The sequence below is a fragment of the Paenarthrobacter sp. CCNWLY172 genome, from assembly GCF_037402035.1.
GTDB lineage: Bacteria > Actinomycetota > Actinomycetes > Actinomycetales > Micrococcaceae > Arthrobacter.
Genome location: NZ_JBBEGB010000003.1, coordinates 319,795 through 336,809, shown reverse-complemented (window position 1 = coordinate 336,809; position 17,015 = coordinate 319,795). Strand labels below are relative to the sequence as shown.

General features: G+C 63.5%; 12 protein-coding genes. 4 read left to right on the top strand and 8 right to left on the bottom strand.

Annotated elements, in window-relative coordinates; genetic code table 11:
* Positions 1–89: 89 nt before the first annotated feature.
* The 4 genes from WBN73_RS06370 to WBN73_RS06355 form a co-directional block, all read right to left on the bottom strand.
* On the bottom strand, positions 90–866 hold the full coding sequence (locus WBN73_RS06370) for a fumarylacetoacetate hydrolase family protein (RefSeq protein ID WP_207593826.1): 777 nt from the start codon (positions 864–866) through the stop codon (positions 90–92).
* Positions 867–889: 23 nt separating this feature from the next.
* Positions 890–1,690, bottom strand: coding sequence for an MBL fold metallo-hydrolase (locus tag WBN73_RS06365; RefSeq protein ID WP_337339801.1), 801 nt, complete (start codon positions 1,688–1,690; stop codon positions 890–892).
* Positions 1,691–2,115: 425 nt separating this feature from the next.
* Positions 2,116–3,228, bottom strand: a complete 1,113-nt coding sequence (locus WBN73_RS06360; protein ID WP_207593827.1) for a branched-chain amino acid aminotransferase — start codon at positions 3,226–3,228, stop codon at positions 2,116–2,118.
* Between the two features lie 120 nt (positions 3,229–3,348).
* Complete coding sequence (locus WBN73_RS06355) at positions 3,349–4,401, bottom strand: 3-isopropylmalate dehydrogenase (protein WP_207593828.1); 1,053 nt, start codon at positions 4,399–4,401, stop codon at positions 3,349–3,351.
* A gap of 124 nt (positions 4,402–4,525) precedes the next feature.
* On the opposite strand from WBN73_RS06355, the gene WBN73_RS06350 reads away from it, so the two are divergent.
* The 4 genes from WBN73_RS06350 to WBN73_RS06335 all read left to right on the top strand — a co-directional run bounded on the left by WBN73_RS06350 (position 4,526) and on the right by WBN73_RS06335 (position 9,781).
* Positions 4,526–5,710, top strand: coding sequence for a sensor histidine kinase (locus WBN73_RS06350; RefSeq protein WP_337339671.1), 1,185 nt, complete (start codon positions 4,526–4,528; stop codon positions 5,708–5,710).
* Positions 5,711–5,713: 3 nt separating this feature from the next.
* On the top strand, positions 5,714–6,427 hold the full coding sequence (locus tag WBN73_RS06345) for a response regulator (protein WP_207593830.1): 714 nt from the start codon (positions 5,714–5,716) through the stop codon (positions 6,425–6,427).
* 88 nt (positions 6,428–6,515) lie between these two features.
* Positions 6,516–7,310 carry an ABC transporter ATP-binding protein gene (locus tag WBN73_RS06340; RefSeq protein WP_337339672.1) on the top strand — a complete coding sequence of 265 codons (795 nt, stop codon included), beginning with the start codon at positions 6,516–6,518 and terminating at the stop codon, positions 7,308–7,310.
* Between the two features lie 2 nt (positions 7,311–7,312).
* Positions 7,313–9,781, top strand: a complete 2,469-nt coding sequence (locus WBN73_RS06335) for an ABC transporter permease (RefSeq protein ID WP_337339673.1) — start codon at positions 7,313–7,315, stop codon at positions 9,779–9,781.
* A gap of 120 nt (positions 9,782–9,901) precedes the next feature.
* Here WBN73_RS06335 and metG read toward each other — a convergent pair whose 3' ends face one another.
* The 4 genes from metG to serA form a co-directional block, all read right to left on the bottom strand.
* Complete coding sequence (gene metG / locus WBN73_RS06330) at positions 9,902–11,461, bottom strand: methionine--tRNA ligase (RefSeq protein ID WP_280623039.1); 1,560 nt, start codon at positions 11,459–11,461, stop codon at positions 9,902–9,904.
* A 33-nt stretch (positions 11,462–11,494) separates the two neighbouring features.
* Complete coding sequence (locus tag WBN73_RS06325; RefSeq protein ID WP_207593834.1) at positions 11,495–12,250, bottom strand: ABC transporter ATP-binding protein; 756 nt, start codon at positions 12,248–12,250, stop codon at positions 11,495–11,497.
* Entirely contained in the window at positions 12,247–15,057 is a 2,811-nt protein-coding gene (locus WBN73_RS06320) for an FtsX-like permease family protein (protein ID WP_207593835.1), read from the bottom strand. The genes WBN73_RS06325 and WBN73_RS06320 overlap by 4 nt, the downstream gene beginning before the upstream one ends.
* A 215-nt stretch (positions 15,058–15,272) precedes the next feature.
* Positions 15,273–16,868 carry a phosphoglycerate dehydrogenase gene (gene serA / locus WBN73_RS06315; protein ID WP_207593836.1) on the bottom strand — a complete coding sequence of 532 codons (1,596 nt, stop codon included), beginning with the start codon at positions 16,866–16,868 and terminating at the stop codon, positions 15,273–15,275.
* Positions 16,869–17,015 lie beyond the last annotated feature (147 nt).

Sequence of the window (17,015 nt, the reverse complement as noted above, 5' to 3'; positions counted from 1 at the left end):
GCTGGAAGCGCCCGACGGCGGCACTGACCCTTCGTGCGAAAGGTCAGTGCCGCCGTCGAACCCTGGCTTTTTGAGGTTTCGCTGGGAGCCTAGCGGCGAACCACCGGGTTGGACAGGCGTCCGATGCCTTCGATCTCCACCTCAAAACGGTCGCCCTCACTGACCAGGCCGACGCCTGCCGGGGTACCGGTCATGATGACGTCGCCCGGGAGGAGCGTGAAGGCGTGGGAAACGATCGAGACGAGTTCGCGGACGCCGCGGATCATCTGGCTGGTGCTGCCGTCCTGGCGGAGTTCACCATTCAGCCGTCCCTGGATGGACAGGTCTTCGTGGTCGAGCTCGGTTTCGATCCACGGGCCCAGCGGCGCGGAGGTGTCGAAGCCCTTGGCACGGGCCCACTGGAGGTCCGTCTTCTGGACATCGCGGGCGGTGAGGTCGTTGCCGCAGGTGTAGCCGAAAATGACGTCGTCCGCGCGATCCTCCGGGACGTCCTTGCAGATGCGGCCGATGACCACGCACAGCTCGGCTTCGAAGGAGACCTCCTCCGAGAACTCAGGGAGGATGATGGGGTCGTTCGGGCCGATCACCGAGGTGTTGGGCTTCAGGAACAACAAGGGCTGCTGGGGAACTTCGTTGCCGAGCTCCGCTGCGTGCTCGGCGAAATTCCGGCCGACGCCAATCACTTTGCTGCGGGGAATGATGGGCGCCAGGAGCCGCACGTCCTCGAGCTTGTGCTTCACATGTGTACGTTCGACGCCGTTGAAGAACGGGTCGCCGTTAATGACAGTGATTTCCTCACTGCCGGGCTCGCCTTCAACAACGCCGTAAAGGGGATCAGAATCAACTACAAACCGGGCGATACGCATGGGCTCAAGCCTACAGTCCGGGCTTAGCTCCGGAGGTAATCAAGTTGCGCTGCCACGGAAGTCTCCGCCGCCCACCTGACGGAAGGGTCGACGTCGGGATAGACGGCGTCGGTGACGGCGGATATCGAGGCGTCCGGCCCCAGGTTTTTCAGGGCCGCCCTGATCTGGTCAAGGCGCTGTTCCCGGTGGTCCCGGTACTCCCGGCATTTCTCGTCCAAAGCAGGGAGTACCGGGCCATGGGCAGGCAGGAGGATTGCGGGACCGAGGGCTTCCAACCTGTCCAGGCTTGCGAGATAGTCCCCCAACCGGCCATCCGGGTAGTCCAAAACAGTGGTGCCGCGCCCCAGGATGGTGTCCCCGGTAAGGACGGAGCCGACCGGCCCGTCGCCCGGGAGATGGAAGCAGACCGAGTCGGAAGTGTGGCCCGGCGTTGCAACGACGCGGATTTCAACGCCGCCTGCCGTCAGGACTTCGCCGCCCGTGAGTGGCTCGCCTCCGTGACAATGCTCCGCGGAGGCAGCCCGGACCGGAGCGCCTGTCAGCTGATGGAAGCGGGCCGAGGCCTCAGTGTGGTCCGCATGGCGGTGGGTGATCAGCACCACATCTACGGTGCCCGCCGCTGCGAGTACGGCCAGATGCCGTTCGTCGGCCGGTCCCGGGTCCACCACAGCCACATGGCCGGAGCCCGGCGCGCCAATGATGTACGAGTTGGTGCCGTCCAGACTCATGGGGCCGGGGTTGGGGGCCAGCCGGAAGCGGGTTAGGTCGCTGCTGCGATGCAGGGAAGAGCTGCCGTCGCTTTGAGAATTATCTGCAGCCGCCATTGATTCTGAAGTCACTCTCCCATCTTGGCACCTCCGCCGATCCTCTCTCACATCCCACGCCCTTCCCGCCGATCCTCTCTCACATCCCACGCCCTTCCCGCCGATCCTCTCTCACAGAGTCTCAAGAGTGGATCGATTCGAAGAGACAACACAGCAGCAGGCCTCAACCCGTGAGCGAGCGCCACCCCAAACCCTTGGAACCTGATAGAGCGCCCACCCCAAACCCTAGGAACCTGATAGAGCGTCCACCCCAAACCCTTGGAACCTGATAGAGCGTCCACCTCAAACCCTTGGAACCTGATAGAGCGCCCACCCCAAACCCCAGGGAAGGGAGCGGGCGTCCGGGAAGCAGAACGGCGGCCCTTCCGCTTGATAACCAAGTGAAGGGCCGCCGTCGTGCGGTGGCGTTTCGGGACGTCCGGAGGCTACACCAGGCGGGTCAGCCAGCCGTGGGTGTCCTCGACGGTTCCGGTCTGGATGCCCAGAAGCTGCTGGCGGATAGCCATGGTGGTGTCACCGGCCTTTGCGTCCTCGGAGCCGATGAACTCCGTGGCGTCCTTGAGCACACCGATTGGTGTGATCACGGCTGCCGTACCGCAAGCGAAGACCTCGGTGATCTCGCCGGAGGCCACGCCGTCGCGCCATTCGTCCAGGGTGATCTTACGCTCGGTGACTTCGCGCCCCATGTCCTTGGCCACCTGGATGACGGACATCCGGGTGACGCCTTCAAGGATGGTGCCGCTGAGGGCAGGAGTGACGAGCGAACCGTCCTTCATGACGAAGAAGACATTCATGCCGCCGAGTTCTTCCACGGCGTCGTCGTTGAAGTGGTCCAGGAACAATACCTGCTTGCACCCGTTCGCTTCGGCTTCCTGCTGCGCGATCAGGGAGGCTGCGTAGTTGCCGCCGCACTTCGCAGCACCGGTACCGCCACGGCCGGCACGGGCATATTCACGGGAGATCCAGATGGAGACGGGCTTGAGTTCGCCGCCGAAGTAGTTGCCGGCAGGGGAAGCAATGACGCGGAAGGACACTTCGCGGGCAGCCCGGACACCGAGGAACGCCTCCGTCGCGATCATGAACGGACGCAGGTACAGCGCTTCGCCGTCGCCGGACGGAACCCATTCCTTGTCGGCCTGCACGAGTTCGCGGATAGCTCCCAGGAAGTACTCCTCGGGCAGCTCCGGGAGGGCGAGGCGACGCGCGGACTTGTTCAAGCGCGCAGCGTTGGCTTCGGGCCGGAAGGTCCAGACGGAACCGTCAGCATGACGGTAGGCCTTCAGGCCCTCAAAGATTTCCTGGCCGTAGTGCAGGACCGCGGCCGAAGGGTCCAGGGAGATGGGTCCGTAGGGCTCAATCCGGGCATTCTGCCAACCGCCATTGCCATCGGCGTCGACTTTGTAGTCGACGACGGCGGTGTGGTCGGTGAAGTAGTCGCCGAAGCCTGGGTTCGCCAGGACGGCTGCACGCTCCTCAGCAGACTTCGGGGTTTCCGAAAGCTGCTGGCTGAATTCGACGCCATGGGCAGTCTGAGTCATGTTTCCTCCACAGTCAGCTACCTGGCAGGGCGAACCGGACCCCCAAAAAAGGTGTGGTTCAGCGATGGACCAGGGAAGCAGGTAAATAATTCAAGACAAGCTTACGCCTGCGTAATGGGCCTAAAGTGCGGCCGCGATGGCATCGCCGATGGCAGCTGTGCTGCGCGGCGCGCCGGTGCGGCTTTCGACGTCGGCGACGACTGCCGCCTCAATCTTTCGGGCCGCCGTGGTGTAGCCAAGGTGGTCCAGGAGGAGCACTGCGGAGAGGATGGCCGCGGTGGGATCGGCTTTTTGTTGTCCGGCGATATCCGGAGCGGAGCCGTGGACGGGCTCGAACATGGACGGCGCGGTGCGGTCCATGTTGATGTTGCCCGATGCCGCCAGGCCGATGCCGCCGGTCACGGCAGCAGCGAGGTCGGTCAGGATGTCGCCGAAGAGGTTGTCGGTGACGATGACATCGAAGCGGGAAGGGTCGGTCACCATGAAGATGGTGGCAGCATCGATGTGCAGATAATCGTGGGTCACGTCAGGGAATTCCTGGGCCACTGCTTCGACGGTGCGCTTCCACAAGTGCCCGGCGAAAACCAGCACGTTGTGCTTGTGGACGAGCGTGACGTGCTTGCGCGGACGATCGTTCGCACGACGGAAGGCATCGCGGACAACGCGCTCCACGCCGTGGGCGGTGTTGAGGGAAACCTCGGTGGCTACCTCGTGGGGCGTACCGCCGCGCAGGGTGCCGCCGTTGCCAACGTAAGGACCCTCGGTCCCCTCGCGCACCACGATGAAATCGATGGCGCCGGGGTTGGCCAAGGGGCTGCCGACGGTTCCGTACAGTCGCGAGGGCCGCAGGTTCACGTAGTGGTCCAGGCTGAAGCGGAGCTTGAGCAGCATTTCGCGCTCGATGATGCCGGACGGGATGCGGGTATCGCCCGGGGCCGCACCGACTGCCCCGAAGAGGATGGCATCGCGGGTGCGGAGGTCGGCCAGGACCTCGTCCGGGAGGGTCTCGCCGGTCTCAAGCCAGTGCTGGGCACCGAGCTTGTAGTTGGTCAGTTCGAGGGCAACGCCTTCGGCGGCGACAGCCTTTTCGAGGACCTTGACGGCTTCGGCGATGACCTCAGGGCCAATGCCGTCGCCAGGGATGACAGCGAGATTGATGGACGTTGCACTCATAGCTCTATCTAGCCAAGCAATCCACATGCTGGTCAAAATCGTCTCATTCTGCGAACACTGATGTCCGGAAGGAGTCAGACCACGGCATGACGCCTCCGCGTTAACAAGCGCATAGAGTCTAAGCGTGGATAGAAGGCACGCAGTATATGAATGGTTCCGGATCAACCGCTTCATCGTGGACCTCACGGCAACGTGCCTGCTGATCCTCCTCGTTGGCCCGGTGTACCTGATCGCTGACCGTCCGTGGCTCTCACTCTTATCCTGCAGTCTCCTGCTCCCCCTGGCTTGGCGGCGCACCCGACCTGCCATGGCTGCCGGTGCGGTGGTCATCGTATGCCTGATTCAATGGGCGGTCGGCGCCGAACCCGTGGCGGGGCAAATCGCCGTTCCCTTGATCATCTACGCGACGGCGGCTTACGGGCCTGCGTGGGCCAGCCGCAGTGTCCTGATTGCAGGCCTCGCCGGCGGCGTCATGCTGACCACCCGGCTGTTCTCGACCACTGTGGAATCGGGAATCATGGGCCTTACCATCGGCACGCTGTACACCGTCCTGATCTGGATGCTGGTGCTGGTGAGCTGGACCCTTGGCGACCTTACACGCGTACGCAGGCTCCAACTTCAGGCCCTGGAAGACCGAACGCGGCGCCTCGAGGTGGAACATGTGCAGGAACGTAAGCTGGCCGCCGCAGACGAGCGCTCCCACATTGCCCGGGAAATGCACGACATCGTGGCGCACTCCTTGTCCGTGATCATCACCCAGGCCGATGGAGCCCGATACGCTGCTGCCGCGAAACCTGAACTCGCTACGGAAGCGCTGGCTACCATTGCCGCCACGGGCAGGGACTCCTTGGGCGAGATGCGCAGGCTGCTGGGTGTCCTTCGCTCCGACGACGACTCCCCTACCCGCCCGCAACCGCGGCTCTCGGACCTGGATGAACTCCTCCTCGGGTTCCGTGCCGCCACCCTCCAGGTGGCTTTTGAACAGAGCGGCGTCCCCCGCCGCGCACTTCCGGCCGGAGCGGAGCTCACGGCGTATCGCATCATCCAGGAAGCCCTCACCAATGTCATGAAGCACGCGGGACCGAAGGCGGCCGCGGGCGTCACCCTGACGTGGCAGGCCCGGGGCCTGCAGCTGGACATCGTCGACGACGGCCGGGGCGCCGCCGCTGATCCGCCGGCACCCGGCGGCGGCAACGGCTTGCTGGGCATGGGTGAGAGGGTCTCCCTCTACGATGGTTCTTTGACCGCAGGCCCTAAGCAGGGCGGCGGTTTCCGTGTGTCCGCTTTCATCCCGTATTCGGAGGCCTAAGCCATGCCAGAACTTCCTGCGCCCATCAGGGTGGCACTCGTCGACGACCAACAGTTGGTCCGTTCGGGTTTTGGCATGCTGATCAATTCGCAGCCGGACCTCGAAGTCGTGGCTGAGGCAGGCAATGGGATCGAGGCTGTCCAGGCCCTGTCCGCTACCGCCGCCGACGTGGTCCTGATGGATGTCCGCATGCCCGGGATGGACGGCATAGAAGCGACCCGACGCATCTTGGAACAGGCGGCGGCACAACCCTCCGGTTCGCAGCGTGCGGAGATCAAGATCGTGGTGCTGACCACCTTCGACCTGGATGAGTATGCACTGGCCGCCATCCAGGCCGGGGCCAGCGGGTTCCTCCTGAAGGACGCTCCGCCCGAAGAGCTCCTCGAGGCCATCCGCACCGTGTACCGTGGGGACGCGGTGATAGCTCCCTCCACTACCCGGCGTTTGCTGGACCATGTGGCACCGTTGCTGAGGACACAGACGCCTGAGCAGACCGAGCATGCTGCCGCCGTCGAACGCCTGACAGCCCGCGAGCGCGAAGTGTTCCAACTGATCGCCCAAGGACAGTCGAATCCCGAGATCGCAGCAGGGCTGTTTCTCTCCGAGGCCACGGTGAAAACCCATGTGGGGCACATCCTTGCCAAGTTGGGTGCCCGTGACCGGGTGCAGGTGGTGGTCATCGCCTATGAAACCGGAGTTGTAGCCCCCGGCTCCTAGCACCTCAGACCACGGTATGAGGGCACCCACCGGACAATGGGCCCCTGGCCCGATCCTGACGGGGTTCAGCAAAACATAGCGTGAAACCATGACAACCTTCACGCCCCTCTCCCACCCGTCAGGAACCGATCGACCCACAGGGTCCGATGAGGCCCAGGCCCGACCCGCCGTCGAGGCCCACGAGCTGACCAAGAGCTACGGCCGCGCCGATACCACCGTGACCGCGCTGAACAAGGTGTCGGTGAGCTTTGACGCCGGAAAGTTCACGGCCATCATGGGTCCCTCAGGTTCAGGGAAGTCCACCTTGATGCATTGCCTGGCCGGCCTCGATACAGCGGACTCCGGCCGCATCATCCTGGGGGGCACCGAACTGACCGGCCTCAATGACCGTCAGCTCACCGCGCTCCGCCGCGAGAGAATCGGCTTCGTTTTTCAGGCGTTCAACCTGGTGCCTACGTTGACGGCCGAGCAGAACATCACGCTTCCGCTCGCTTTGGCGGGGACCACCGCCGACGCCGGGTGGCTGGATACCGTTGTCAGCACCCTTGGTTTGAAGGATCGCCTGAAGCACCGCCCCCATGAGCTTTCCGGCGGCCAGCAGCAGCGCGTAGCAGTAGCCCGCGCCCTGTTGACCCGTCCCGACGTCGTTTTTGGCGATGAGCCTACGGGCAACCTGGACTCCAAAGCCGGCGGCGAAGTGCTGGCTTTACTCCGCCGGAGCAGCCAGGAGATGGGCCAAACCATCATCATGGTCACCCATGATCCCGTGGCCGCCAGTTATGCCGACCGCGTTGTCCTGATGAGCGACGGCGGCTTGGTGGGCGAGATCCACGATCCCACCGCGGACTCCGTCCTGGCAGCCCTCGGCAAGCTGGGAGCCTGAGCATGCTGCGTGTTGCCGTTTCCCAACTGACGACGCACTTCCGGCGGTTTATCGCCATCGGCCTCGCCGTCATGTTGTCCGTGATGTTCCTCTCCGCCACGCTGATGGTGGGTGCGAGCACGAATGCTTCCTTGGGGGCCAGCATCGGTGAGGCGTACCGAAACGCTGACCTTGTTGCCACATCCAAGAACGGTGAAGCATTCACCCCGGCCGCTGTGGAGGCCGCCGTTACCTCCCCGGCAGTGGAGGAAAGCTACGCGGAGCGTTCCACGTACGTCACGTTCGAGGCCGGCGGCGGAGAGCAGTATGGCCGCCTGCGGAATGCGGCGCCCGCAGCTTTGGAAGGTGCCGTGCTTTCTTCCGGGTCCATGCCGTCGAAGGCCTCTGAGGCTGTGATCGACGTCAAGACAGCCGGGCATCTGGGCCTTGGCGTTGGCAGCACGCTTGAGCTGCACGGGGCGGGACCTGTCAAAAATGCCAAGGTGACCATCACCGGCCTGATCCAAGCCACCAATGATCCTTTCTCATCATCGGCAGCGCAGTTGGTGGCGTCCGAATCGGTCCTGAACGCGGTCCAGGACGCGGGTTCCGGTTTTACCGGAGTGCAGTTCTCGCTCAAGGCCGGCGAGGACGTGGCCGCCGCAAAGGAGTACATCACCCATCGCATGGAAGCTGCGGGAGCTACCGGGCCTGTGCTGGAAACGGCCCAGGAGAAGGTGACCTCCACTGTTGCCATGCTGAGCGCTGGGCAGGACCAGCTGACCATCGTACTGCTCGCGTTCGCCGGCGTGGCCATCCTTGTCTCCACTTTGGTGGTGGCCAACACCTTCTCTGTACTTGTGGCACAACGGACCAGGGAGTTGGCGCTCCTGCGCTGCCTCGGTGCCGGGCGGGCACAAATCCGTGGGTCCGTCATGCTCGAAGCCCTGGTGGTCGGTTTCCTTTCCTCTGTGGTGGGCGTCCTGGCGGCCACGGGCTTGATGACCGGGCTGATTGCCTGGGCCAAGTCCCAGCCTGAGCAGGCCTTCGCGACGCTGGCTGTACCGCCGTCGGCCATTATCGCCGGCCTGGTGGCAGGAACTTTGTTGACCGTGGTCGCGGCGTTGGTTCCCGCCAAGGCGGCTACCGCCGTCGCGCCCCTGGCCGCCTTGCGGCCCAGCGATGACGCATCCGTCCGGAACAAGCGCGGCAAGGTACGCCTTGTGCTGGGCTTGTTGGCCCTGCTGGGCGGAGCAGCAGCGCTGGTGTACGGCAGCGTCAACGTATCGCTGGGCGTTGCGCTGCTGGGCGGAGCCGCCTCCTTCGTGGGTATTCTCCTGTGCTCCACGCTGTTCATCCCCACGGTGGTTGCCCTGGCCGGCAGGCTCGCCGCACCCGCGGGAGTGCCGGGCAAGCTCGCGGCCGTGAACGCCACGCGCAACCCTGCCCGCACCTCTGCGACCGCGGCCGCGCTGCTCATCGGCGTCACGTTGGTATCGCTCATGATGACGGGAGCGGCCACATCCCGGCAGGCATTCAACGACACCCTGGCCGAGAACTACCCTGTGGACCTTTCGGCACAGACTGCAGTGGATGGTTCAGTCGACCACCGGCAGGCCCTGGCGAGGATCAAGGCGCTCGACGGCGTCAGCGCTGCGGTCATGCTGCAGCCGATAGGAACACTGGGCGATTCCGCTGCACCGGACAGCGGCATGACGATCTACGGCCTTTCCGCCGCAGATGCAGCGTCTGTGCTGCGCGATAACAACCTGAAGCCGGGCCCGGGCCTGGTTTACCTTCCAGAAGACTCTCCAGAGGGTGCTGCGACCATCTCGACGGCGGAGGGCACGGTTTCGCTAGACGCCAAGGTGCTGCGGACCCGCCACGTCCCGGCGTTTGTGGAAAGCTCCAGCATCGCTGCGTCCCCGCTGCCGGAAACGGCGTCCATGGTGTGGGTGAAGCTGGATGATTCCGTCTCAACGGACCGGGTGCAGGCTCTCCAGAAAGACATCGCGGCAGCATTGGGGGTGCAGGAGCGAACCGTCAGTGGGGCCGCGATCGAGAGGGTGACGTTCAACAGCATCATCGATGTGCTGTTGTTGGTTGTCACCGGTCTGCTTGGTATCGCCGTGGTGATTGCGCTGATCGGCGTGGCGAACACCTTGTCCCTCTCGGTCCTTGAGCGGACCAGAGAGAACTCCCTCCTCAGGGCCCTTGGCCTCACTCGGGGCCAACTGCGCGGAATGCTGGCCATCGAAGCCGTGCTCGTCGCAGGCGTGGCCGCCATCATGGGCGCAGGCATGGGAATTGTCTACGGATGGCTGGGGGCGCAGGCAACACTGGGAGGCGTAGCCAGCGTTGTTCCTGCCGTTCCGTGGATGCAACTGGCCGCAGTCTTCGGGGTGGCCGTGGTGGCCGGACTGCTGGCCTCGGTGATCCCTGCCCGGCGCGCCGCACGCCTCTCCCCCGTCGAGGGTCTGGCCACCGCCTAAGGCAGCAACGCTCTCTCACATCATCATGCCAAACGAGAATCGCTCTCTCACTTCCCGCGGTCATACTGTCGGAAAGTGAGAGAGCGATTGCTCTTTATGGATGGTATGTGAGAGAGGGTCCTAAGCTTCGGCGGGCTCTTCGAAGCGGGGGAAGATCGGGGCTGGAGCCGGCAACTGCGTGCCTGCAACGATCGGCGTGGCGAGCGCGGCGAACTGCCTCGCCTCGCCTTCGGCCTGGCCCAGGACTTCAAGCAGCTTGGCGGACGACGACGGCATGACCGGCTGGGCGAGGATCGCTACGATCCTCACTACCTCCAAAGTGACATACAAAACCGTGTTCATGCGCGCGATGTCGGTCTTCCGCAGCACCCAGGGGGCCTGGTCGGCAAAGTAGGCGTTGGTATCGCCCAATACGGTCCAGATGGCTTCCAGCGCGCGGCTGAATTCCTGCTTGTCGAAGGCTGAGCGGGCTGTTTCCAGCAACTCCCCTGCCTGCGTCAGCAAGGCAGTGTCCTCCGACGTGAACTCTCCGGGCACCGGGACCTTGCCTTCACAGTTCTTTGCCACCATGGACAACGAACGCTGGGCAAGGTTTCCGAAGTTGTTGGCGAGGTCCGAGTTCATGCGGCCCACGATCGCTTCGTGGTTGTAGTTGCCGTCCGCACCGAACGGAACTTCGCGGAGGAAGAAGTACCGGCACTGGTCCAAACCGTACTGCGCCACGAAGTCCTGCGGCGCGACGACGTTGCCCAGGGACTTGGACATCTTCACGCCATTGTTGGTGAGGAAGCCGTGGATCATGACGCGCTGTGGCAGCTCAAGCCCGGCGCTCATGAGGAACGCAGGCCAGTAGATCGCGTGGAAACGCGAAATATCCTTGCCGATGACGTGAACGTCGGCAGGCCAGAACTTCTTGAAGGATTCCGACTCGACGTCCGGGTAGCCAACGCCGGTGAGGTAGTTGGTCAGGGCATCAACCCAGACGTACATGACGTGCTTCTCATCGCCGGGAACAGGAACACCCCAGTCAAAGGTGGTGCGGCTGATGGACAGATCCTCGAGACCACGCTTGACGAAGCTGATGACCTCGTTGAAGCGGGACTGCGGAGCGCCGAACTCAGGCTGCGCCTCATAAAGGGCAAGGAGCTTTTCCTGGTAGCTGGAAAGCCGGAAGAAGTAGCTTTCCTCCGCGGTCCAGGTGACCAGCGTGTCCGTCTCCTTGGAGTAACGGAGACCGTCCTCTTTCACCACGGTGTCGTCTTCGACGTAGTATGCCTCGTCTCGGACGGAGTACCAGCCCTCGTATTTGGACAGGTAGATGTCGCCGTTGGCTTCCATCTTCTTCCAGATGGCCTGCGAGGCGGCGTAGTGGTCCTGGTCGGTGGTGCGGATGAAGCGGTCATGGGAGATGCCCAGGTCCTGGCTCATCTGCTTGAACGCAGCCGAGTTGCGGTCGGCGAGTTGCTTGGCAGTGATGCCTTCCTTCTCGGCAGACTGCTGCATCTTGAGTCCGTGCTCGTCCGTTCCGGTCATGAAGAACACCTCATGACCGTCAAGGCGCTTGAAGCGCGCCATGGCATCAGTTGCAATGACCTCGTAGGCGTGACCGATGTGCGGCACGCCGTTGGGGTAGCTGATTGCGGTGGTGATGTAGAACGGGGATTTCTCTGGAGACGTCACTCTAAGAAGTTACCTTTTTTGGGATGAAATAGCTTAGTTAAGTTCGGTCAGCGTATCGCTGAGCCGCACCAGCTCGTGGTCATGGGAGGCCACCAGGACAGCGATGCCATCGCTCGTGGTGTCCTTCAGGATCCCGATAATGCGGTTGGCTGCTGCCCGGTCCAGGCTGGCCGTGGGTTCATCCACTACCAGCACACGGGTGCCCAGGATCAGCGCGCGAGCGATGGCGACGCGCTGGCGCTCACCGCCGGAGAGCTGTGCGGGACGGTGCCGCATGCGGCGACCCAGGCCCACCAGGTCCAGGAGGTCCTTGGCCATTTCCGTCCGCTGTTCCACTTCGCCATCGGGCACCGCGGGAAGCAGGACGTTCTCCAGGGCGCTCATGCCGTCGATCAGGGCGCCGCCCTGGTCCACATAGCCGATGAGCGCGCGGCGGCGGTCAGCAATTTCGTCATCGCCCATGGTGTCCAGCGGCACGCCCTCCCAAAAGACCTTGCCCGACGTCGGGAGCGTCAGTCCGGCGCTCACGGTCAAGATGCTGGTCTTGCCGGAGCCGCTTCGGCCGGCGATGCAGTGCATCTCACCGGCGTGCAGGGTGAGGTTGAAGTCGTCAACGACGTCCACTTCCTCGGCGCCGCCCTTGTCGCCGCCGTAGTGGATGGTCACGCGGCTCAATTCCAAGGGGGTTGCGTGGTCGGAGGCCTTCACGATCGTGTTGGCGCGGGTCTGCAGCGACTCTTCCGTGGATTCCGGGGTGGCCGCCAGCTCGGGGTTGAGTTTGTCAGTCATTTGACTACTTTCGTTGCAATCGGAATCCAGCAAATTACGGCCAGCAGACCGGCCAGACCGGCCCACAGGGCCGCGTAGGGAGCCAGCAGCAGTCCCAGCCCCAAGGCGCCAAGGACGCCCAAGGGAAGAGCCACTGTGCCTACAAGTGCGTTCTCGAAGAAGCGGACCTGGCCCAGCATGTCCGGGTTCCAGCCCATGGCCTTCAAGGTACCGAGGTACTCCCGCTTGGCATGGAGTTCAAAGCGCCCGGTCACAAGGGTCAGCAGCAAGCCCACCACGACTCCGAAGACCGCCAGGATGACGCTCGGCAAGGCGATGCTTGCAGCTGCCAGGCCACTCAAAGCACTGGCACCGGCTGCGCGGGGGATGTCAATCAGCAGGGCGATCAGGGCACCCACTGCAGCGCCGAACACGCCTACTGCCACGGCAAGGGAGATGGAGTTGAACCGGTTGGTGGTGAGCTGCCGGTTGGCGAACGTCAACGGGGAATCCACCGTTACCAGGCGGTCATCGTGCTGCGGTTCCTGGTCGATCACTACACGGTGACGCAGCTGCTGGGCTGCCAGCAGCGCGGCTCCGCTGTAGATGATGAGCATGGTCACGGAAACAATGACGGTGGCAATATTCCAGCTGAGCAGGCTCAGGACGAGACCGGCCGCAGCAAGGGCCGCAGCTCCCACCGCAAACTCCTCAAGGACCCAGGACCGGATGCGTTTCTGCGTCCAGCCCATCGCCCTGAGAATGCCTGCTTCGCTCCGGCGTTGGCGGATGTAGCTGACCGTCGAGGCGCCTGTCAGGAGAGTTGCGCCCAAGAGCGTCAGGAAGAGCAAGGTGATGTTGGTACCGGTCAGCGAACCGGAGACGGCATCGGCCGCATCCTGGCGGACCCAGGACTGCTGGACGGTGCCCAACGGTGATTCCTTGCCGGCGTCGTCCTTGCTGTAGCCGGGAACAAAGATATTGGCATCTTCGCGCGCGGAACCTGCAACGACTGTGGCTTCAAGGCCGAGCCCGCGAATCTGCGTGGCCAGCTTCTCAACCTCGGGCTGGGCCGTTTTCCAGTTGCCGGCGGCCGAGGCCTTGACCCGGACGGCGTCAATAACGTCGGCGTTGGTGTCGTAGCCACGGGCTGCGGCTAGACCGTAGTAATCGGTGATGGCACCGGCGGACTGGCTGACCAGGCCCGTAGCGCTCAACGAAGGCTTCAGTTCCGTGCCTTCGACATCCTTGCCCTCAGCGTCCTTGGTGAGCGTCATCGGCGTGGGATCGTAGCCGCCCAGAGGCAGCTTGTTGACGTCCCCGGCTGCTGACTGGACGTCGGCGGGGTCAAACGTGCCGTACACCATGGGCAGCGGCGCGGCCGGCTTCTTGCCTGTTTCCAGGTCCTCGCGGTAGGAGCGCTCATCGACTGGTTTGCGCTGCGTCTGGTCCACGGCGGCACCGAAGGAGGACTTCTCAGGCAGGCGGTTGACCGTCACCCAGTCCCCCGGCGTCGCGCTCTTGTCCGAAGCGCCGTTGGAAGCTTCGTCGCCGTCCTTGTACTTGGGGGCTGCTGCAAACGCCGCGCTCCAGGTGGCGGGGTTGTACAGGCCTTGGCTGAAGGAAGCCGTGCTTCCGAGCAGCTTGCTGTGATCTGTTGAACCCGGCCATTCGAGGGCGAACGGCGACTTGGACACGAAGGGGAGGTAATCCTTGTCCAGGCTCCGCGTCACCGTGCCGACCTCATTGACTACCTTGCCACTGGCATCCAGTTCCTCGATCTTCACCGAGTACTGCAGGTCAAGGGAGGTGCCGGAGCGGACAATCAGCGGGATGGCCTGGGAATCGTCAGTCAGCAAACCGTCACGCTTGGCCTGCTGGTACTGGGTCATCAGCGGCGCCCAGTACTTGAGCTTGACGCCCAGAAAGTCAGGACCTTCTTCCAACTGGTCCATGCTGAGGCCTGTGGTGAAAAGGCTTTCGAAGTGGCGTCCGATTGCTCCTGCGTCACGCGCATCGGCCGGCGGAGCCTTCTCAAGGGGTGCCAGGAAGTCGCCTGCGGATCCCAACAGCGCCCTTTCGGCGGCGGGGTCCACCGCGACGACGGACTCGGTCACCTCAGGGGCCAAGGGCAGCGCCACCGAGAGGTTGAAAAGATTGTGCTCGGAGCCAAGTGCGGGAGCCGGGAATTTGATGCCGGTCTCGCCTTCGGGTCCGGCGATCCTGACGTTGGAGCCGCCCGCAGCCTGCTCCTGGATCAAGCGGCCCTTGCCCAAGGTGCCCTCTGCGCTGGTCTTGAAGAGCGTCTGCTGGTTCACACCGTCAGAACTCGTGGCAGAGGCCGTCAGGCGGTACTTCTTGGGGGTATCGGACAACACCGATTCCGCAGCGGGCCATTTGCTGGAATCCATAGCCGAAGGATCCCCCGCGGTCACGGCTCCGGCCAGGCCGGCGTTGTACCCGAGGTAGTCCATGGCATTGAGGCGGGGAGCCTCCAGGTTCTGCGAAACGCGCGAAACCAGGCTGATGGGGGCGGCCACAGCCGTTTGGCCCATGGTGCGGATCTTCTCCAGCTGCTCAAAGCTGATGCCGCCTTGGCCGTTGGCGATTTCCGGCTGGATCAAAGCACCGCCGTCGCCATCTTGGGCCTGGTCCGGCTTGGCCTGGACGAGGATGTCGTAGAGTCCCCGCGAGTTCTCATCCACTGTCCGGTTCAAAGCAGCCTGTGACTGGCTTTGGACGAGGACGGACAAGCACATTGCGACGATCAAAATGGCCGCGGTCAGCAGCAGCACACGGCTTCTGATGAACCTTTGGACGGCGTTCATTGGGCTCCCTGAGACCTTGATTGCGGGCGCGCACACAGAGACCGGAATTCCTCAAAAGACACAAGGGAATACCGGGCTTTAGGTGCAAAAGTTGTGGCCGGCCTGCTGCCGGGTCCGAATCCCGGACCCAGCCATTGTAAGCAGACCGGCCACGCCTGCGTGCCAAAGGTGTGTCGCCGGCACGCGAACTCAGCTGATGGAAATCAGTTGCAGCCCTAGTCCTCCAGATCCACTTCCCGGACCATGTCGGCTCCGATGCCGGCCTTGATGGCCTCCAGGACCTGCTGCGGAACAGAGCTGTCGATGGTCAGGAGCGCAAGAACCTGGCCGCCTTCAGTCTGGCGGGCCACCTGCATTCCGCCGATGTTGATGTTGTTCATGCCCAGAATGTGTCCGATGGTGCCAATGACGCCGGGACGGTCTGCATAGGCCACCACAACCAGGTGCTCGCTGATGGGGATTTCGACGTCGTACCCGTTGACACCCACGAGCTTCTCCACCTGCTTGGGCCCCGTGAGGGTACCGGCTACGGAGATCTGGGAACCATCGCTGAGGGCACCGCGGATGGTCAGGACGTTGCGGTAGTCCTCAGCATCCGGGGTGGTGATGAGGCGGGTGTTGATTCCGCGTTGTTCGGCGATCACAGGAGCATTCACGTAGGAGACCTGCTCGGTCACCACATCGGCGAAAACGCCCTTCAGTGCGGCAAGTTCGAGCACCTTGACGTCCAGGGCGGCAATTTCGCCCGCCACTTCCACATCGATCTGAGTGAGGGAAGCGTGGGTCAGCGCAGTGAAGATCCGGCCCAGCTTTTCGATCAGCGGGATGCCTGGGCGGACATCCGGAGCGATGACGCCGCCGGCGACGTTGACAGCGTCAGGCACCAGCTCGCCGGCAAGTGCCAGGCGAACAGACTTGGCCACCGAGACGCCGGCTTTCTCCTGTGCTTCGTCAGTGGAAGCACCCAGGTGCGGGGTCACAATGACGTTGTCGAACTCGAAGAACGGCAGGTCCGTGCTGGGCTCCTTGACGAAGACGTCCACACCGGCGCCGGCGATCTGGCCTTCCTTCAGGGCAACATGGAGTGCTTCCTCGTCCACCAGGCCGCCACGGGCTACGTTGACCACGTAGGCCGTTTCCTTCATCTTGCGGAAGGCGTCGGCTCCCAGCATGCCCACCGTTTCCGGCGTCTTGGGCATGTGGATGGTGATGAAGTCGGAATTCTCCAGAAGTTCATCCAAGGTGACCAGCTTGACGCCCAGCTGGGCAGCGCGGGCTGAAGTGATATAGGGGTCGTACGCAAGGATCTGGGTATCGAAACCCTGGAGGCGCGCTGCAACCAAAGCACCGATGCGGCCCAGGCCGATGATGCCGATCTTCTTCTCGAAGAGTTCAATTCCCGTGTACTTGGAGCGCTTCCACTCACCGTTCTTCAGCGCAGAGCTGGCCTGCGGAATGTGGCGGGCCAAGCTGAGGATGTGCCCTACCGTGAGCTCGGCGGCGGAGACGATGTTGGACGTCGGGGCGTTGACCACCATGACGCCTGCCTGTGTGGCGGCCTTGATGTCCACGTTGTCCAGCCCAACACCCGCGCGGGCGATGACTTTCAAGTTCTTCGCGGCGGCAATGGCTTCGGCATCCACCTGGGTAGCCGAGCGAACCAAAATGGCGTCAACGTCAACGATTGCGGACAGCAGCTGGGAACGGTCTGCGCCGTCGGTCTGACGGATTTCGAAATCCGGGCCCAGAGCCTCGACTGTGGCGGGCGAAAGTTCCTCGGCGAGGAGGACGACGGGTTTGCTGGCTGACACGGGGAGGCACCTTACTTTGGACAACTTTGGGACAGGACTGGACAAGGAGCGGATGCGTGGCCCGGGGCACGGCGCCGGGACCAGCCCAGAATATCGAATCCGGGCAGGGATTCCGGTGCCGGAGGGGGATGTTACGGCCGGGCCGGT